The organism is Arthrobacter sp. 35/47, assembly GCF_000520475.1.
Taxonomy (GTDB): Bacteria; Actinomycetota; Actinomycetes; order Actinomycetales; family Micrococcaceae; genus Arthrobacter_D; species Arthrobacter_D subterraneus.
This window is the reverse complement of the sequence record NZ_KI914603.1, coordinates 5,403-21,820: the sequence shown is the minus strand read 5'-3', so window position 1 is coordinate 21,820 and position 16,418 is coordinate 5,403. Positions and strand designations below refer to the sequence as shown.

General features: G+C 67.8%; 17 protein-coding genes. 9 read left to right on the top strand and 8 right to left on the bottom strand.

Features of this window, described 5'->3' with window-relative positions:
- Positions 1–213 precede the first annotated feature (213 nt).
- Positions 214–1,047, top strand: coding sequence for an aldo/keto reductase (locus tag X803_RS0110590; RefSeq protein WP_026545119.1), 834 nt, complete (start codon positions 214–216; stop codon positions 1,045–1,047).
- A gap of 87 nt (positions 1,048–1,134) precedes the next feature.
- Here X803_RS0110590 and X803_RS0110585 read toward each other — a convergent pair whose 3' ends face one another.
- Positions 1,135–1,782: a pyridoxine/pyridoxamine 5'-phosphate oxidase gene (locus tag X803_RS0110585; protein WP_026545118.1), complete on the bottom strand. Its 648-nt coding sequence runs from the start codon at positions 1,780–1,782 to the stop codon at positions 1,135–1,137.
- A 111-nt stretch (positions 1,783–1,893) separates the two neighbouring features.
- Here X803_RS0110585 and X803_RS0110580 point away from each other — a divergent pair, with 111 nt between their 5' ends.
- Positions 1,894–2,691, top strand: coding sequence for a phosphatase PAP2 family protein (locus tag X803_RS0110580; protein WP_026545117.1), 798 nt, complete (start codon positions 1,894–1,896; stop codon positions 2,689–2,691).
- Positions 2,692–2,698: 7 nt separating this feature from the next.
- Here X803_RS0110580 and X803_RS19260 read toward each other — a convergent pair whose 3' ends face one another.
- Entirely contained in the window at positions 2,699–4,486 is a 1,788-nt protein-coding gene (locus X803_RS19260; protein ID WP_343299619.1) for a thiamine pyrophosphate-requiring protein, read from the bottom strand.
- On the bottom strand, positions 4,486–5,625 hold the full coding sequence (locus X803_RS0110570) for a baeRF2 domain-containing protein (RefSeq protein WP_026545116.1): 1,140 nt from the start codon (positions 5,623–5,625) through the stop codon (positions 4,486–4,488). Before X803_RS0110570 ends, X803_RS19260 begins: the two co-directional genes overlap by 1 nt.
- Before the next feature lie 84 nt (positions 5,626–5,709).
- On the opposite strand from X803_RS0110570, the gene X803_RS0110565 reads away from it, so the two are divergent.
- Both X803_RS0110565 and X803_RS0110560 read left to right on the top strand, forming a co-directional pair.
- Complete coding sequence (locus tag X803_RS0110565) at positions 5,710–6,396, top strand: phosphoribosyltransferase (protein WP_026545115.1); 687 nt, start codon at positions 5,710–5,712, stop codon at positions 6,394–6,396.
- A 19-nt stretch (positions 6,397–6,415) separates the two neighbouring features.
- Complete coding sequence (locus tag X803_RS0110560; RefSeq protein ID WP_026545114.1) at positions 6,416–7,240, top strand: MBL fold metallo-hydrolase; 825 nt, start codon at positions 6,416–6,418, stop codon at positions 7,238–7,240.
- Between the two features lie 2 nt (positions 7,241–7,242).
- Here the strand turns inward: X803_RS0110560 and X803_RS0110555 are convergent, their stop codons facing one another.
- Positions 7,243–7,980, bottom strand: coding sequence for a VOC family protein (locus X803_RS0110555; protein WP_162149226.1), 738 nt, complete (start codon positions 7,978–7,980; stop codon positions 7,243–7,245).
- Positions 7,981–8,070: 90 nt separating this feature from the next.
- On the opposite strand from X803_RS0110555, the gene X803_RS0110550 reads away from it, so the two are divergent.
- Positions 8,071–8,733, top strand: a complete 663-nt coding sequence (locus tag X803_RS0110550) for an alpha-ketoglutarate-dependent dioxygenase AlkB family protein (protein WP_253907447.1) — start codon at positions 8,071–8,073, stop codon at positions 8,731–8,733.
- Between the two features lie 117 nt (positions 8,734–8,850).
- On the opposite strand, the gene X803_RS0110545 is transcribed toward X803_RS0110550, so the two are convergent.
- The 4 genes from X803_RS0110545 to X803_RS0110530 all read right to left on the bottom strand — a co-directional run bounded on the left by X803_RS0110545 (position 8,851) and on the right by X803_RS0110530 (position 12,787).
- Entirely contained in the window at positions 8,851–9,372 is a 522-nt protein-coding gene (locus tag X803_RS0110545; RefSeq protein WP_026545111.1) for a mycothiol transferase, read from the bottom strand.
- 195 nt (positions 9,373–9,567) lie between these two features.
- Entirely contained in the window at positions 9,568–10,443 is an 876-nt protein-coding gene (locus tag X803_RS0110540) for a sugar phosphate isomerase/epimerase family protein (protein WP_026545110.1), read from the bottom strand.
- A complete protein-coding gene (locus X803_RS0110535; protein ID WP_026545109.1) occupies positions 10,440–11,654 on the bottom strand; it encodes a dihydrodipicolinate synthase family protein in 1,215 nt (404 codons plus the stop codon). The genes X803_RS0110540 and X803_RS0110535 overlap by 4 nt, the downstream gene beginning before the upstream one ends.
- Entirely contained in the window at positions 11,651–12,787 is a 1,137-nt protein-coding gene (locus X803_RS0110530; RefSeq protein WP_035778661.1) for a Gfo/Idh/MocA family protein, read from the bottom strand. The genes X803_RS0110535 and X803_RS0110530 overlap by 4 nt, the downstream gene beginning before the upstream one ends.
- A gap of 220 nt (positions 12,788–13,007) precedes the next feature.
- Between X803_RS0110530 and X803_RS0110525 the strand changes: the two genes are divergently transcribed.
- The 4 genes from X803_RS0110525 to X803_RS0110510 all read left to right on the top strand — a co-directional run bounded on the left by X803_RS0110525 (position 13,008) and on the right by X803_RS0110510 (position 16,192).
- Entirely contained in the window at positions 13,008–14,009 is a 1,002-nt protein-coding gene (locus X803_RS0110525; protein ID WP_026545107.1) for a LacI family DNA-binding transcriptional regulator, read from the top strand.
- Between the two features lie 6 nt (positions 14,010–14,015).
- Positions 14,016–15,137, top strand: coding sequence for a glycerate kinase (locus tag X803_RS0110520; protein ID WP_026545106.1), 1,122 nt, complete (start codon positions 14,016–14,018; stop codon positions 15,135–15,137).
- A 104-nt stretch (positions 15,138–15,241) separates the two neighbouring features.
- On the top strand, positions 15,242–15,718 hold the full coding sequence (locus X803_RS19255) for a MarR family winged helix-turn-helix transcriptional regulator (RefSeq protein WP_051470664.1): 477 nt from the start codon (positions 15,242–15,244) through the stop codon (positions 15,716–15,718).
- A 150-nt stretch (positions 15,719–15,868) separates the two neighbouring features.
- Complete coding sequence (locus X803_RS0110510; RefSeq protein ID WP_156930049.1) at positions 15,869–16,192, top strand: hypothetical protein; 324 nt, start codon at positions 15,869–15,871, stop codon at positions 16,190–16,192.
- Positions 16,193–16,418 lie beyond the last annotated feature (226 nt).

Sequence of the window (16,418 nt, the reverse complement as noted above, 5' to 3'; positions counted from 1 at the left end):
TGACCGGCTTGCCCGCCAGTTCAGGGCGCCGCAGCACCTCGACCGCCGCAATGAACTGGTCAAGATCGACGTGCAGCACCCAGGGGATTTCGCCGTGGCTCACGTCTCCCAGTGTGCACCAACCCGCCTGCAGAGGCACCGTCCGGATTGACGCATCACCGTCCCAGCTAGAAAGCTGGGGAGGAAGACACCACTAACCGATACGAGGAGACCATGACTGACGCACCGGCACCTACCATCAAGCTTCTCAGCGGCGTGTCCATTCCGGTGCTGGGTCTCGGCACCTGGCCGCTCGATGACGATGAGGCTGCCACCGCCGTCGAACAGGCTGTTTCCGCCGGTTACCGGTTGTTTGATACCGCGGAGAATTACGGCAACGAGGCCGGCGTCGGGGAAGGGATCCGGCGCTCAGGCATTGAGCGGGACCAGGTCTTCATCACCACGAAGTTCAACAAGCAGTGGCACAGCGTCGACGGCGTGCGGAAAGCGTTCGAGCAGAGCGCGGCGCGGCTGGGCGTCGAGTACATCGACCTGCTGCTGGTGCACTGGCCGAATCCGGACCAGGACCGTTACGTCGATGCGGTGAAGGGGCTCGCTGCGCTGCGCGAGGAGGGTCTGATCCGGGCCATCGGGGTCTCGAATTTCAAGCCCGCGCACCTGCAGCGGGTCCTCGACGAGGGCCTGGTGCCGGACGTCAACCAGATCCAGCTCGATCCCCGGCATACCCGCGCTGAGTCGCGGAGCTTCCATGCCGGGCACGGCATTGTCACCGAGTCGTGGAGCCCGCTCGGGAAGGGCGGCGACCTCCTGCAGGATCCGGCGGTGGACCGGCTCGCCGACAAGTACGGCATGACTCCGGCGCAGATTGTCCTCCGGTGGCACCTCCAGCTCGGGCTGGTTGCGATCCCCAAGTCGGCCAACCCGCTGCGCATCAAGCAGAACATCAACCTGTTCGGTTTTGAGCTGACCCCCGATGAGGTGGAGTCGCTCTCCGCGCTGGACAGCGGCGACGCCGACATCACCGACTCGGACTCCTTCGGCCACTGACCCGTCCCTTCCCGAGTTTTTGTCGCCGTTCTGCTGTTATGACGGCCCCATAACCGCAACTGGGCGACAAAAACTCCCCCCGGAGGGCTACGGCCAGAGGATTTCGCGCCGCCAGCCGTTGCCGGCACGCTCGTAGCGCAGCCGGGTGTGGCGGCGCTCCGCATCCGCCTGCCAGAACTCCACCCGTTCCGGCGCCACGGTGTAGACGGTCCACGTGGGCGAACCCTTGCGGTCAACTCCCGCCAGCTCACGTTCGACGGCGGCGCTCACCGACTCTCCCTCCTCCAGGACCGCGCTTTGCTCCCCGGCGAGTACCAGCGCACGTGCGGCGGGATGACGACGGCGGAAGTCGGCGTCGTTCTCTTCCACCGAGCCCTGCGTCACGGGTCCGCGGACGCGGATCTGCCTGCCCACCGGCTGCCAGAAGAACGTCAGCGCGGCCCAGGGCATCGCCTGCAGCTGCCTGCCCTTGGGGCTGTCACTGCTGGTGGCGAAGGAGAAACCGTGTTCGTCGAGGTCCCGGAGGATGACAATGCGGGCGTCGGGCCGGCCGTCGTCGTCGGCTGTGGAAAGGGTCATCGCGTGCGGGGCGGGGACGCCGTCGTCGACCGCTGCGGCGAGCCACTCGGTGAACAGGCGCAGGGGCGAATCGGGGGCGGCGGCCGGGTCAAACGGCGGCAGTCCGCCGGGAAATGCGGGCACTCCGCGCAGCAGGTTACGGACGGATTCGCTCATGCCGACAGCCTACCGGCCCCCCACCTTGGAGTTTTTGTCGCCGTTCTGCTGGAAAGACGCCGTCAAGACAGCAGATAGGCGACAAAAAGTTCAAGGGGTTAACCTCGAAGGATGTCGTTTCAGGATCCGGAGAACGAAGACCACCACGTCGGCACCCGCGACCTGACCCTGTGGAGGACGCCCGTCGGCCGGCTCCTGGTCAGGGGCGTGCGGGGCGTGGCCCAGTGGATCGGGCCACGCTGGACGCTCCTGCTGCTGCTGGCCGTCGGCATTGGCGCGGCGGTGTCCCTGACGGTGGCCTCCGCCGAGGTGTATGAAGCGGTGTCGGACGAAGACGGGATCGCGGCCCTGGACCGGCCCGCGCTCGACGCCGCACTCGGCCTGCGCTCACCCTGGCTCAACGGCGCGGCGACGGCGTTCACCCACCTCGGCGGACCCGTTGGCATGCCCATCCTCGCCGTGTGCGCCGTGCTCGCGCTGACCGCGGTGCGCAGGTCCCTCACCCCGCTCATCCTGACGGCCGTCGGGGCCGGCGGGTCGCTGCTCATGACAGTCCTCGGCAAGGACGCGATCGGACGGCTGCGGCCGGACCTGCAATACGCAGTACCCCCGTTCGAGCTCTCGCCTTCGTTCCCCAGCGGACACACCCTCAACGCCGTCGTCATCTCCGGCATCATCGCCTACCTGCTGGTACTGCGGCAGCATTCCAAGCGTGCGCGGGCGCTGACCATCCTTGCCGCCGTCGTCTTCGCGTTCATCATGGGGGCAACGCGGGTGTATCTCGGGCACCACTGGGTCACGGACGTCGCGGTCGCTTGGACACTGGGCCTGGCCTGGCTGGCGCTCGTGATTACGGCGCACCGGCTGCTGCTGACGTTCCGGAACTACCGGCGTGAGCGGCGGGCCTAGCGTCGCACTACAGGCGGCACCTACGGCTGCGCCTCCCGCTCCAGCCGAACGTATTCCCGCAGCAGCATGAGCGCATGCGCGTTGCCCTCCGCGGCGAGTCCTTCCTCCATCGACCCCGCCAGCGACTCCCCCGCGGGAAACGGCGGCAGCAGCGGCACCGCCGGATCCGTGCGGATATCGAGCACAAACGGCCGGTCGGCTGCGAGCGCCGGTCCCAGGCGGGACCGACGTCGTCAGCATTCTCCACCCGCACCCCATCCAGGCCCAGCAGCTTCGCGTAGCCGGAGTAGTCAACGTCCGGGAGGTCCTGGCTGTCGTCGAAACGCGGCTCGGCCTCAGTTTCCCGCTGTTCCCAGCTGACTTCGGCGAGGTCCAGGTTGTTCAGGATGCAGATGGCGAACACCGGGTTCTCCCAGCTCCTCCATAGCCTGCCGACGGTGATCAGCTCGGCCATGCCGGTCATCTGCATGCCGCCGTCGCCGCTCAGCACCACCACCGGCCGGCCGGGCTCGGACAGCTTCGCCGCAAGGCCGTACGGCAGACCGCACCCCATGCTCGCGAGCGTGCTGGACAGGTGCGCAGGCACCCCCGGCGGAAGGTGCAACTGCCGGGCGTACCAGTAGACGCAGCTTCCGACGTCCACCGCCACCTGCGCGTTCCCGGGAAGCCGCCCGTTCAGTTCCCGCACAGCCCGCTCCGGATTTATGGGATCGGCCGGGGTCAGGGCGCGCGCCTCGCTGAGCCTTCGCCAGGCGTCCACATGGCGTTCGACGTCGGCCCGCCACCCAATGCGCTCGGTCACCAGCGGAAGGAGCGCTCGCAGCGATTCCGCGGCGTCCCCGTTCACGGCCACTTCCACCGGGTACCGGTTGCCGATGGCCTTCGCGTCCCGGTCGATCTGGACCGCGCGGGCGGCGCCCGGTGGCGGATAGAACTCGGTCCACGGGTCATTGGACCCCACGATCAGCAGCGTGTCGCAGTTGGCCATCACCCAGCCGCTGGCACTGGTGCCGAGGTGGCCCATGGTGCCCGCCGCATAGGGCAGCGCCTCGTTGACGTAGGGCTTGCCGAGCAGGCTGGTGACGACGGCGGCTCCGAGCTTCTCGGCCAGCGCCTCCACCTCCGGCTGCGCACCGCGGGCGCCCTGCCCGACCAGCAGCGCCAGTTTCGATCCGGCGTTCAGGAGGGTGCCGGCGTCGTGCAGGTCCTGCTCCTGCGGCATCAGCGTGCCGGAACTCCACACCGGCGCGGAAGGGACAACGCCGTGCTCGTGTTCCAGTTCCGGCGCGGGCTCCTGCTGCACATCGTGGGGAAGTATTACGACGGCGGGAGACCGGGTGGCCAGGGCAGCCTTGAAGGCCCTGTCGATGACCATCGGTGCCTGGTCCGCGCTTGCCACCTGCTGCCGGAACCCGGAAGCGACGTCCTTGAACAGGCTCAGCAGGTCAATTTCCTGCTGGTACGCCGATCCCAGAACAGTCTGGCTCTGCTGGCCCACGAATGCGACCACCGGGACGCTGTCCATCCGCGCGTCGTACAGGCCATTGAGGAGGTGAACGGCGCCGGGGCCCTGCGTAGCCAGCACCACGCCGACCCCGCCCGTGTACTTGGCATGCCCCACCGCCATGAACGCGGCGTTTTCCTCATGGCGCGCCTGCACAAACCCGGGTCCACCGGCACGCCGGAGCGCACCGAGCACCGGGTTGATGCCGTCGCCGCTGTAACCGAAGACGCGGTTGACGCCCCAGGCTGTCAACCGCTCCACGACGACGTCGGCAACCAGCCGCCCGGCCATCAGCCCGCTGTGGGAACGGGAGGCCCAACCGGCCAGCGCAGCAGAGCCGCGACGGGGCCGCCGTCGAGCGCTCCGGAGGGGAACAGTGCCACCTCAGCGTCGGTGAGTACCGCAGCACGCAGCAACGACGACGGCGCCTGCACTTCTCCGAGCACGCCCGCTCCCGCTGTTTCCCCGTCAATTTCCGCGGTCCAGGGCTCCGCATCGAGGGCGAGGAGCCGGTGGCCGTTCAGGCCCGCCGTCTCCAGGAACAGCGTGTCCACCTGCGCCTGCTGGAGCGCGTGGACCACGGATCCGATGCCCTCGGCCGACTCCGGGTTGGGACGGCCCTTCTGGTTGTTGAGCCGTTCCAGCAACTGGGTCTGCCGGCGCGCGATGCACTCGGCCACCCGCTTCTCGATCTCCTGGGCGTAGGCCTCCTTGTCAGCCCCTTCTGTGCGGCTGTGGCTTTCGACGACGGAGAGGATCTCCTTGGACTGTTCACTCAGCTGCTCCGCCACGAGATTGCGGGCACGGATATCACCGGCAACGATCAGGAGCCGGGCCCGGGAGCTGCGGACCACACGGTCGATCTCGCCTGCGATATCCGCCGCGTTGGCCTTCCAGATGTTCTCGGTCCGGTGCTGGTACCGGCCCTGGGACCACCCGCCGCCGGGGACCTTTTTGAGGTTCTCGGTATCCCCCTCGATGTGCAGCATGTTGGCGTCCTGCAGATCGTTGGCGCGCCGCAGGTGGACTTCACCGCCGTCGCGTCCTACTTCGGCGACCACATAGGCGAAGTCGTCGGGCCGGTGCCACAACAGCGGGCACAGGTTCGGCACGCCGTTCACGGACGTGAACTCCGGCAGCGCAAGCGGGCCGGGAAGGAACTGGTCGAGTTCCACGGTTCCGTTCGCTGCGACAATCAACCGCGCCACCGGATCCGGCATGCCCTTCGCGGACTGGCGGAGCGCTTCCGCCACCGCCTTGCGGTCATCCTTCGACGCGCCCGCAGCCTCAAGTGCGGTGGCAATATTCTCGGGGCGGACGTCGTCTGCATGCAGCGAATCGACGGTCCCGGTGCTCGCATCCGTATAGACGGTCACCCATGGGCCGGGCTTCCGGTAAAGCTCTGCAAGCGTGTGCAGGGTGCTGGTCACTGCGCCTCCTCGTTGATAGCGTTACAGTCGGTCTATCATCCTCCGAGCTCGAATAAAAGACCCTTCGGTTGAGCAGGGTAAAAGATGCTGAGAACGCAAAAGGAGCCTAACCGTTACGCCGATCGTGAGGACGCCGGTCGGCAGCTTGCTGCGTCCTTGCAAGCCGTCCTGCGCGGCATCAAACCCCTGATTCTTGCGCTGCCGCGGGGCGGTGTTCCGGTTGCGGGAGTGATCGCGGACGCCTTTGGCGCCCCGCTCGACGTCGTTCTGGTCCGGAAGGTCGGCGTGCCCCAATATCCCGAGCTGGCGATGGGCGCCATCGCCTCGATCGGCGGCACCATCGAGACAGTGCGCAACGCGGAGGTCCTCGCCGGCGTTCGGGACGCCGAGACCGTCTTCAGCGCAGTCGCCGAACGCGAACGGGCGGAGCTGCTCCGCCGCGAACAGTTGTACCGCCAGGACATGGGCCCCCTGCTCGTCGAGGGTGAGACGGTGGTGCTGGTGGATGACGGCGTGGCAACCGGAGCCACGATGCTCGCCGGTGTCGCCGCCCTCCGGAAGGCCGGTGCGGCGCGGATCGTCGCGGCCGCTCCTGTTTTTCTCGGCTCCGGTGCGCAGGTTGTGAGCGAGCAGGTTGACGAGGTGGTCAGCCCCTGGCTGGCCCCGAACCTGCCGGCCGTGGGCAGCGCCTACGAAGCCTTCGGGCAGGTGCCTGACGAAGAGGTCCGGCGGTTGTTGCTCGAGGCGCGCGGGCGTAGTTTGGGACCATGATGGATCGCCCGGAGCGCGGATGAACCCCGACGACGGCGGCCTCACTCCGAGCAGCCCGCTCACCCGCTTCCGGCTGGCTCCCAACCCGGGGCCGATGAGCCTCGACGGCACCAACTCCTACGTTTTTTCCTCCCCCGGTTCGCCGGCGGTGGTGGTGGTTGACCCGGGCCCGCTCGACGAGGAACACCTGGCCGCCCTGCACGCCGCGGGCACCGTGGAGCTGGTGCTGATCACCCACCACCACGCGGACCACACCGAGGCCAGTGCACGCTTCCATGAGCTGACCGGCGCTCCCGTGCGCGCCCTCGATCCGGCCTTCTGCCACGGCGGCGAGGCGCTCACCGACGGTGAGGTGATCGCGGCAGCCGGGGTGCGGATCAACGTCCTCGCGACACCGGGGCACACCGCCGATTCCGTGTGCTTTCACCTGCCCGACGACGGCCCGCACGGTTCCGTCCTGACCGGCGACACCATCCTCGGCCGCGGCACCACGGTGCTCAGTTACCCGGACGGGACGCTGGGTGATTACCTCCGTTCGCTGGACCTCCTTCAGTCGCTGGGCAGCGCAACGGTCCTGCCCGCGCACGGACCGGTGCTGCCGGACCTCGCGGAGATCGCCGGCGCGTACCGCGCACACCGCCTGGACCGGCTCGACCAGGTGCGTGCAGCGCTCCTGACGCTGGGCCTCTCAGCCTCGACCGCCGACGTCGGCTCCGTCACCGACCGCGTATATGCCGACGTCGACCCTTCTGTGCGCCGGGCTGCTGAGCAGTCGGTGGCGGCGCAACTGCATTATCTGCGGGAAGAGGCGACCGGTGAGCGGTCACGAACGCAGCAGGCGTGAGGTCAGCCCGCAATCAGCCTGAATGCCGCGCCGGTGGGATCGGTAGCCGTGCAGACCCGGCCGTAGGGCGAGTCCTGCGGCTCCACGGTTACGGTGCCGCCGAGCTCAGCAACCCGGGCCGCGGCGTCGTCCGCGTCTGCCACTCCAAAGTAGACTCCCCAGGCTGACGGCGTGCCCTCCGGCAGGAAGGTGGCGCCGTCCATGATGCCGGCGTGCTGCTCGCCGTCCAGAAGCGCCGTGGTGTACCGAAAGTCCTCGGTGTCGGCTTCCGACTGGGGTTCCCACTGGAAGACGCGGGTGTAGAAGTCGATGCACTGGCGGTACTGACGGGTCACCAGTTCATGCCACACGGCAGCACCCGGCTCACCGTGGACCCCGAAGCCGCGGAGCTTGTTGCCCTGCCACAGCCCGAAGGTTGCACCGGAGGGGTCGGCCAGATGGGCAACACTGCCCTGGTCCGAGACGGCGAACGGAGCCACCAGGACCTCGGCTCCTGACAGCGTGGCCAGTTCCGTGAGCACCGACACGTCAGCCGCCGCAAAATAGGTGACCCAGCCGTCCGGGAAGCCTGAGCCCTCCGAGTTGCCGATCAGCCCGCCGACGGCCCGGCCCTCCCGGAGGAACAGCGTGTAGTGCCCGTAGTCCGCGCCAAGGTCCTCGGCTTCCCACCCCAGCAGGGCGCTGTAGAAGCGCGCGGCACCGGCCGTGTCTGGACTGGTGAGGTCAATCCAGCAGGGCATTCCGTCCCGAAAGCTCCCTCGGCTGGGCATCCTGTCTCCTTCCGGCGTTCCGGGTCGAAGCGAGCGTATCCCCCGGCGGTTGGACGCACAATGGCACACAATAAAACCATGGCTTTCCTGCTGCCCCGTGACACCGCCGTCGTCGCTCCCGGCGCCGTCCACGTCCCCGACTGGCTGAGCGTTGACCGCCAGCGCGAACTCGTCGCCGCCTGCCGGCAGTGGGCCGCGGGCCCGGTTCCGATGCGGCACACGAGGATGCCGAACGGATCCACCATGTCGGTGCAGACCGTCTGCCTCGGCTGGCACTGGGTGCCCTACCGCTACAGCAGAACAGCGGACGACGTCGGCGGCGGGCAGGTCGCTGAGTTCCCTTCGTGGCTGGCAGAGTTGGGACGGGACGCCGTCGAGGCCGCGTACGGCGCGCGCGATGAGAGCTACGAACCCGACGCCGCACTGATCAACTTCTACGACTCCTCGGCGAAGATGGGCATGCACCAGGACCGGGAGGAGAAGTCCCTTCAACCCGTGGTGTCGCTGAGCATCGGAGACAGCTGTCTCTTCCGGTTCGGGAACACCGAGAGCCGGAACAGGCCCTGGACGGACGTGCGGCTGGAGTCGGGAGACCTGTTCGTGTTCGGCGGTGAATCGCGGCTGGCGTACCACGGGGTGATGAAGACGTACCCCGGGACGGCCGACCCCGCCCTGGGCCTTGAAGGGCGGCTCAACATCACGTTGCGGGTCACGGGGCTGTGAACCTCGCCGCCGTCACGCCGCACCATCACAAAGACGCCGGATAGGTGCAGGGTCGCCGCTTCTACCCGGCGATCCTGCACCTACCCGGCGCTTTTGCGTCTCGGCGCCTTTACGCAATCAGACCAGCAGGCCCCGCAGGTACGCGGCCTGGCCGGCATGCTGCAGGCTGTCCTCCACCACGCTGACCAGCCGGACCCGCAGGGTGACAGGCGGTTCCCAGGAGGTGTCCACGATCCGGTCCAGGTCGGTCTCGCTGAGCCCGCCGATGAACTGCAGGGACCGTCCGTGGACCGCCCTGTGGTATTCAGCGAGCAGCCCGGCGGAGTCGACACGGACCCTGCCGACGTCGTCGGACCGGTGACCGTAGCCGGTGTCCTCCCGCGGCAGATCGAGGCCGAACTTCTCAGCCCAGCCGTCGGTGAGCCAGAGCTCTCCGCGGCCGGCGGCGTCGGCCACGTGGTTGTCCTGCACCCGCGTGAGATGCCAGATCAGCCACGCGATGCTGTTGCCTGGGCTGCCCGAGCCGTCGGCGAGGACCGGACGGTAGGCCAACTGGCCGGCGTCGAGCCCCTCCACCGCCTGTGACACAGCGTCGGGGATCCGCCCGAAGGCCTCGATAAACACGTCGCGTTCACTCATGCGCACAGCCTAGGCGCACGGCCCTCGCCGGCGCGAGGGACGGGCACCGGAGCGATCGGCGTGCCTGGTCAGAGCAACCCGGACACGACAAGGAGGAAGCCGGACCTCGGTGAGCGGTATGCGGTATGTCGCTCACCAATGTCCGGGTTGCTCCCTCGAAACGCGCAGCCAGGGCTACAGGCCGCACGGCCAAGGCTAGAGGTGCGGCTCCACGAGCGCCTCGTACCGCGCCTTGACGGTGGCCAGCACGTCCGCTGCCGGTGATTCCCAGATCTCCCGGTTGAAGATCTCCACCTCGACGGGCCCTGCATACCCGGTCGCGGCAACCCACCGGGTGATCGTCTCGAAGTCGATGTAGCCGTCCCCCATGTAGCCGCGGGAGAGCAGCGCGTCGGCGGCGATCGGCAGGTTCCAGTCGCACACCTGGTAGGACGCCAGACGGCCCTCGGTGCCGGCCCGCCGGATGGACGCCTCCAGCGCGGGATCCCACCACACATGGAACGTATCGACGACGACGCCGACAGTCTCCGCCGGGAACGGCGCGGCAAGATCGAGCGCCTGGCCCAGTGTGGAGAGCACGGCGCGGTCCGCCGCGTACATCGGGTGGAGAGGCTCCAGCACCAGGCGGACGTCGTGCTCCTGCGCCACCGGAACCAGTTCCGAAATCCGATCCGCAACCCGCTGACGCGCCGCGGCGACATCCTTTGCACCGGGAGCGGACGGGTCGACGGCGGTGCCCCCGATGAGCCCGGCAGCGGCCGGTAACCCGCCCACCACCATGATCAGCTCGCGGGTGCCCAGCGTGGCCGCTTCGACGATCGCCTGGGTGTTGTCGGCGAGCGCTGCCGCCTGGCCCGCTTCATCGGGGGCGGTGAGGAAGCCGCCGCGGCACAGGCTGGAAACGGAAAGTCCGGCGTCGGACACGAGCCGCACGGCCTTGTCCAGGCCGGCTTCGGCAACGCGGTCCCGCCAGAGCCCGATATGCGTGAGCCCTGCCTCGGCGGACAGCGTGACAGCGTCCGCCAGGGTGATGTTCTTGGTGGTCGCTGTGTTCAGCGAGAGGCGGCTCATGCGCCCACCCCGTAGCTCGCGAGCAGCCATTCGAACCGGTGCGCGGCGACGTCAGGATCGGCCAGCAGCCCGGCCTTGTCGGCGAGGCGGAAGGTCTCGGCCAGGTGCAGTGCAGAGCGGCCGGAGTGCAGGCCGCCGACCATCTGGAACCCGGGCTGGTGCGCGTTGACCCAGGACAGGAAGGCGACGCCGGTCTTGTAATAGAAGGTCGGCGAGCTGAAGATGTGCTTGCCGAGTTCCCGCGTGGAGTCGAGAATTTCCCGCCCGCGGTGAGCTTCGCCGTCGTCGTAGGCCTGCAGGGCAGCCGAGGCGGCAGGGTAGATCGCCGCGAAGATTCCCAGCAGGGCGTCCGAGTAGTGCGTGCCGTCGCCGTGGATGAGTTCCGGGTAGTTGAAGTCGTCGCCGGTGTAGAGGCGGACGCTCCCGGGGAGGGCTGCGCGCAGCGCCGTCTCGTGGGAAGCGTCCAGCAGGGACACCTTCACGCCGTCCACCTTCTCCGGCTGCGCCCGAATGAGCTCCAGGAAGATCTCCGTCGCGGCGGAAACGTCGTTGTTGCCCCAGTATCCGTTGAGGGCGGGATCGAACATGGTGCCGAGCCAGTGCAGAATGACGGGCTCGTCGGCCTCGGCCAGCAGGATCCCGTACACGTACTGGTAGTCGGCCGGGCTCTGCGCGACTGCAGCGAGCGCACGGGAAGCCATGAGGATGACCTTTGCGCCGGCGTCGGACACCACCTTGATCTGCTCGCGGTACGCCTCGACGACGGCGTTCAGTCCCGCCCTGCCGGAGGGCAGGTTCGCCAGGTCCAGCTGGTCGGTGCCGGCACCACAGGCAAGCAGGTCGCGGACGGTCTTGCCGCGGGTCGCGTCCGCATTGGAACCGACGACGGCGGCCGCCTCCGCCCCGGAGCGCCAGATCAGTTCCTGCGTGGCCGGCCAGTCCAGGCCCATGCCGCGCTGAGCGGTGTCCATGGCGTCGGCGACGCCGAGCCCGTAGGACCACAGCTCCCGGCGGTAGGCGAGCGTGGTGTCCCAGTCGAGGACGGCAGGTGCGCCGGGCGTATTGTCAGCGGTGACCTCCGGGATCACGTGCGCAGCGGCGTACGCGTGCCGGGCCGTGAGCGGCGCCGTCGGCCTGGCCCATTCAACGGCGGGAGCCAGCTCGTAGCGCTCCAGCGAACCGGTGGCGGTGGGGAGGTAGAGCGAGGTCATAGCGTGATCTCCGGGATGTCGAGGGTGCGGCGCTCGGCGGAGGACTGCAGGCCGAGCTCGGCGAGCTGGACCCCGCGGGCCGCCGACAGCAGACCGAAGCGGTGCTCGCGGCCGGCCGAGACGTCGCGGAGGAACTCCTCCCACTGCAGCTTGAAGCCGTTGTCCAGTTCGGCGTTGGCGGGGACTTCCTGCCACTGGTCGCGGAAGGACTCGGTGACGGGCAGGTCCGGGTTCCACACCGGCTTGGGGGTGTGCGCGCGCTGTTGGGCAACGCACTTGTTCAGGCCGGCGACCGCCGAGCCGTGCGTTCCGTCGATCTGGAACTCGACGAGCTCGTCGCGGTAGACCCGGACGGCCCAGGAGGAGTTGATCTGCGCCAGCACGGGATCGCCGGCGGGTGTCTCCAATTCGAAGATGCCGTACGCGGCGTCGTCGGCCGTTGCCTTGTATTCCTTGCCCTGCTCATCCCAGCGGGCAGGGATGTGCGTGACGGTGTTGGCGTTGACAGTCTTGACGGTGCCGATGATGCCCTCGAGCACGTAGTTCCAGTGGCAGAACATATCCGTGGTCATGCCGCCGCCGTCTTCCTTGCGGTAGTTCCAGGAGGGGCGCTGGGCGGGCTGGTGGTCGCCCTCGAAGACCCAGTAGCCGAATTCACCGCGCAGCGAGAGGATCCGGCCGAAGAAGCCCTCATCCACGAGGCGGCGCAGCTTCACGAGGCCGGGCAGGTACAGCTTGTCGTGGACAACGCCGGCGGTGATGCCGGCCTCCTGTGCGATGCGGGCCAGCTCGACGGCCTCGGCGAGGGTCTCCGCCGTCGGCTTCTCGGTGTAGATGTGCTTGCCGGCGGCCATGGCCTTCTTCAGGGTGGCTGCGCGCAGCGAGGTCATGGAGGCATCGAAGACGACGTCGATGGTGGGGTCGTTGATGATGCCGTCAAGATCCGTGGTCCAGTGCTCAACCTTGTGCTGCTGGGCAAGGTCGCGGATCTTCGCTTCATTGCGACCCACGAGGATCGGCTCCACCTGCACCTTTGATCCGTCAGCGAGCGTGATGCCGCCCTGGTCCCGGATGGGCAGGATGGACCGCAGCAGGTGCTGGCGGTAGCCCATGCGGCCGGTGATGCCATTCATCGCGATGCGGATGGTCTTGGTCTCTGTCACGTGTACTCCTGTTGGCCGTTCGAGTTTTTGTCGCCTATCTGCTGCTTAGCGGCTCTGTTAACAGCAGATAGGGGACAAAAACTTCAAATGTGTATGGAAAGCGCTTTCCAATATAGAGTGGTGACCGGGACCACGTCAACCCCCTCCGGCGTGCGACTGACAACCCGGAACAACCGACCGAAGGAGCCAGGTGGCCGCTGTAACCCTGTCCGGCGTAGCCCGCCATGCGGGCGTTTCCCTCGCCACGGCATCCCGGGTCCTGAACGGCTCCTCGCGGCGCCCGGCCGAGGACATCGCGGAGCGCGTACGCGCCGCCGCGCTGGAACTGGGCTACGTTCCCAACGCCCAGGCCCAGGCGCTTGCCCGCTCCTCCACGGGCCTCGTCGGCCTGGTTGTCCACGACATCTCGGACCCCTACTTCTCCTCAATCGCGCGGGGTGTGCAGCACGCCGCCCGGAACTACCGCCGCCAGGTGCTGCTGGCCAGCACCGACCCCTCCGAAAGCGCCGAGCACGACGCCGTCAGCGCCTTTGCCTCCCACCGCACCGACGCGATCATCCTTGCCGGTTCCCGCCGGGCAAAGCCCGATCCCGACCTGGAACAGGAGCTCGCCCGGTACCAGCAAAACGGCGGGCGCGTGGTGACCATCGGCGGCTCCCCCGGATCCGGATTGACGGTGCCCGTGGGCAATGCGGACGGCGCCGCCGCCCTCGTCACCCGGCTCGTCTCCCTCGGAATCAGGCGGTTCGCCATCCTGGCCGGGCCGCCCGAGCTGAACACCGCGCGGGACCGCGTCAACGGATTCACCTCCGCACTGGAAACTGCAGGACTGGAGCCGACCGCCGTCGTCGTCAGCGCTTTCAACCGCGAGGGCGGTTTCGACGCCGCCCAGCGCTGCTGGGAGGAGCTCCAGGGCGAGCACGGGGTCTGCCTGCTCGCGGTGAATGACGTCATGGCGATCGGCGCCATCGCCGGCCTGCGGGCACTCGGGGTATCGGTGCCGGCGGATGCCCTCGTCACCGGCTTCGACGACATCCCCACGCTGCGCGACTACTTCCCTTCGCTCACCACTGTCCATCTGCCGCTCGAACAGTTGGGCGAGGAGGCCGCAAACCTGGCCCTGAACCCCGATCAGGCGCAGCCGGACCCCATCCCCGGTGAAGTCATCATCCGCGAATCGGCAGGAGCCTAGAACAGCATGAGAATTCTCATTGCACCGGACAAATTCAAGGGAACCCTCACGGGCGCGGAGGCCGCTGAGGCGATGGCCGCCGGCATCCGCCGGGTCCTGCCCGATGCCGAAATCTCCGTGCAGCCCATCGCAGACGGGGGCGAGGGAACGCTGGAGGCCGTGCTCGCGGCAGGCGGAGAACGGCGGGAAACGCGGGTCCGGGGTCCGCTCGAGGACGCGGTGACGGCTCCGTGGGCGCTGACAGGCACCACTGCCGTGATTGAGACCGCCCGTGCCAGCGGCCTGGAATTCATCACCCCGACTTCTGAGGCGGCGGGAAACGCACACTGCTACGGCAGCGGCGAACTACTCGCGACCGCGCTTGACGCCGGCGCCTCGGAGATCGTGCTCGGCGTGGGCGGGTCAGCGATGAGCGACGGCGGCTCCGGGGCGCTCCGCGCCCTCGGCGCACGGGTACTGGACGACGACGGCGCGGAACTCCCATTGGGCGGGCTCGCACTGGCGCGGGCGTCGTCGCTCGACCTCTCGGGGCTGGACTCTCGTCTCGAGGGCGTCCAGCTGCGCATCGCGGTCGACGTACAGAACCCGCTCTGCGGCCCGGACGGCGCCGCGCACATCTTCGGTGCCCAGAAGGGCGCCGACGCCCCACTCCGCAACGCCCTCGATGCCGCGCTCTCCCGGTGGGCGCAGGTTCTGCTGGACGCGACCGGCGTTGATGTCCAGCAGCCCGGCGCGGGAGCCGCCGGCGGATTCCCCGCGGCGTTCCTCGCCTGCACCAGGGCGTCGCTGGAGCCGGGTTTCGATCTGGTTGCCGGTCTGACAGGGCTGGACCGGAAGCTTGCAGAGACCGATTTGGTATTTACGGGCGAGGGTTCGCTGGACGCGCAATCGGCCTTCGGGAAGGCTCCGCTGGGACTGGCGGAGCGAGCCCGCAACCTGGGCCTCCCCGTCCTCGCCGTGGCTGGCCGCATCACCCTGTCGGATAGCGAGCTGAGCGCCCACGGCGTGGTCGGCGCCCGCAGCCTGGCCGACACTGCGCCCTCCGTTTCAGCCGCTATGACGGACGCTTGGCGCTATGCCGCCGACGCCGCGGAGACCGTCCTGAAGGCCCACCTCGCGACCCGCTAGGGGGTTGACAGCTACCACTCCGGGATTGCACGGTTGATTCCACGTGAATAATAAGTAAGCTGATCATTAGATGGATAAACAGCTAACAGGGAAGGCTACATCGCATGCCCGATCTTTCAGCTTGGTCCACAGGGCGACTCCTCACCACGGCGGCCCGCCTGGTGGAGCAATCATGGAATCAGCGTCTTGCCGAGCTCGACATCACCCATGCCGGGTTTACGGCTCTCGGAGTGCTGGCATCAGTCGGCCCGCTCCGGCAGGCCCAGCTCGCCGAGCTGGTGCATGTGCAGGCGCAGACCATCGGAAAAACCCTCAGCCGGCTTGAGTCCAGGGGATACATCGAGCGGACGCGGGGCGACGACGACAGGCGGAGCCAGACAGTACGAATCACGGACAAGGGCCGTGCAATCCTCGAGCTGGGGCGCGACATAGAACGGACCCTCGTCTCGGACGAGGCACTGCTCTCCCCCGAACTGCGCGATCACCTCCGCGCAGCCATCGAGGAGCTGGCCGAACCTCACCGCCACGTCCGCGGCCGGCCGGACCTGCATGCCGTGCAGGACCGAGGCAGCGAGGGCTAAAAGCCCACTTCCCCCGTCACGCGCTGAAGACAATTCGGTGCCTCATTTCCTTTCCGGCAACCGCCGCGCGACAAAACCTTTCCCGGGGTTTATCATCATGGGAGGAACTCGCGGGGCGCGGGATCCGCGAGACCCGGGGGTCAAAATAGAATGAAGCGGCGGCGGGTCTATTATCCGTTGAAATACCGGCGTGCCCGGACAGTGACGTACGCCGTCGTACTGTTCTGGTTGTGGACGTGGCTGGGCAGCGCTTCATTTCTTGCCGGCCTGTTCCACTCTCCGCTGCATGCCATCGTTGCCATGTACGCGCTCTTCACGTTCGTTCTGCTCTCCTTCCCTGTTTTCCTGCTTGCCCTTGCGCAGATGGCGCTGAACCGGCCCACGCCCATGCCGACTTCCGCCGTCGTTGTACGGCTTGATGCACACACCCAAACGGGCGTCCGCCCAGTCCGTGCCACACGAAACGCGTCCTAATTTATTTCGCTTTATTCAGCGCGCTAGTTTCTCCAGGCAATTGGATTTGCAGCTGATTTCGAAATCATAACTTTCCTGTGCTGATCTTGCGGAAAAACTGAGCTTCTTTGGGTAATCCTTTGTGAATTGTCGGCGATTTACCGGTGATTGATAAACCTATACTTGATGCGGGGCTTTTGAGGGTCGTAGGTTTTGACGGCCCGGCGCCGCGGTCGGGGACACGGCG

What these genes read in the sequence shown, in the direction of transcription:
- X803_RS0110590 (WP_026545119.1), top strand. Translation starts at nt 214, where the DNA reads ATGACTGACGCACCGGCACCTACCATCAAGCTTCTCAGCGGCGTGTCC.
- X803_RS0110585 (WP_026545118.1), bottom strand. Translation starts at nt 1,782, where the DNA reads ATGAGCGAATCCGTCCGTAACCTGCTGCGCGGAGTGCCCGCATTTCCC.
- X803_RS0110580 (WP_026545117.1), top strand. Translation starts at nt 1,894, where the DNA reads ATGTCGTTTCAGGATCCGGAGAACGAAGACCACCACGTCGGCACCCGC.
- X803_RS19260 (WP_343299619.1), bottom strand. Translation starts at nt 4,486, where the DNA reads ATGGCCGGGCGGCTGGTTGCCGACGTCGTCGTGGAGCGGTTGACAGCC.
- X803_RS0110565 (WP_026545115.1), top strand. Translation starts at nt 5,710, where the DNA reads ATGCTGAGAACGCAAAAGGAGCCTAACCGTTACGCCGATCGTGAGGAC.
- X803_RS0110560 (WP_026545114.1), top strand. Translation starts at nt 6,416, where the DNA reads ATGAACCCCGACGACGGCGGCCTCACTCCGAGCAGCCCGCTCACCCGC.
- X803_RS0110555 (WP_162149226.1), bottom strand. Translation starts at nt 7,980, where the DNA reads ATGCCCTGCTGGATTGACCTCACCAGTCCAGACACGGCCGGTGCCGCG.
- X803_RS0110550 (WP_253907447.1), top strand. Translation starts at nt 8,071, where the DNA reads ATGGCACACAATAAAACCATGGCTTTCCTGCTGCCCCGTGACACCGCC.
- X803_RS0110545 (WP_026545111.1), bottom strand. Translation starts at nt 9,372, where the DNA reads ATGAGTGAACGCGACGTGTTTATCGAGGCCTTCGGGCGGATCCCCGAC.
- X803_RS0110540 (WP_026545110.1), bottom strand. Translation starts at nt 10,443, where the DNA reads ATGAGCCGCCTCTCGCTGAACACAGCGACCACCAAGAACATCACCCTG.
- X803_RS0110535 (WP_026545109.1), bottom strand. Translation starts at nt 11,654, where the DNA reads ATGACCTCGCTCTACCTCCCCACCGCCACCGGTTCGCTGGAGCGCTAC.
- X803_RS0110530 (WP_035778661.1), bottom strand. Translation starts at nt 12,787, where the DNA reads ATGAATGGCATCACCGGCCGCATGGGCTACCGCCAGCACCTGCTGCGG.
- X803_RS0110520 (WP_026545106.1), top strand. Translation starts at nt 14,016, where the DNA reads ATGAGAATTCTCATTGCACCGGACAAATTCAAGGGAACCCTCACGGGC.
- X803_RS19255 (WP_051470664.1), top strand. Translation starts at nt 15,242, where the DNA reads ATGCCCGATCTTTCAGCTTGGTCCACAGGGCGACTCCTCACCACGGCG.
- X803_RS0110510 (WP_156930049.1), top strand. Translation starts at nt 15,869, where the DNA reads ATGAAGCGGCGGCGGGTCTATTATCCGTTGAAATACCGGCGTGCCCGG.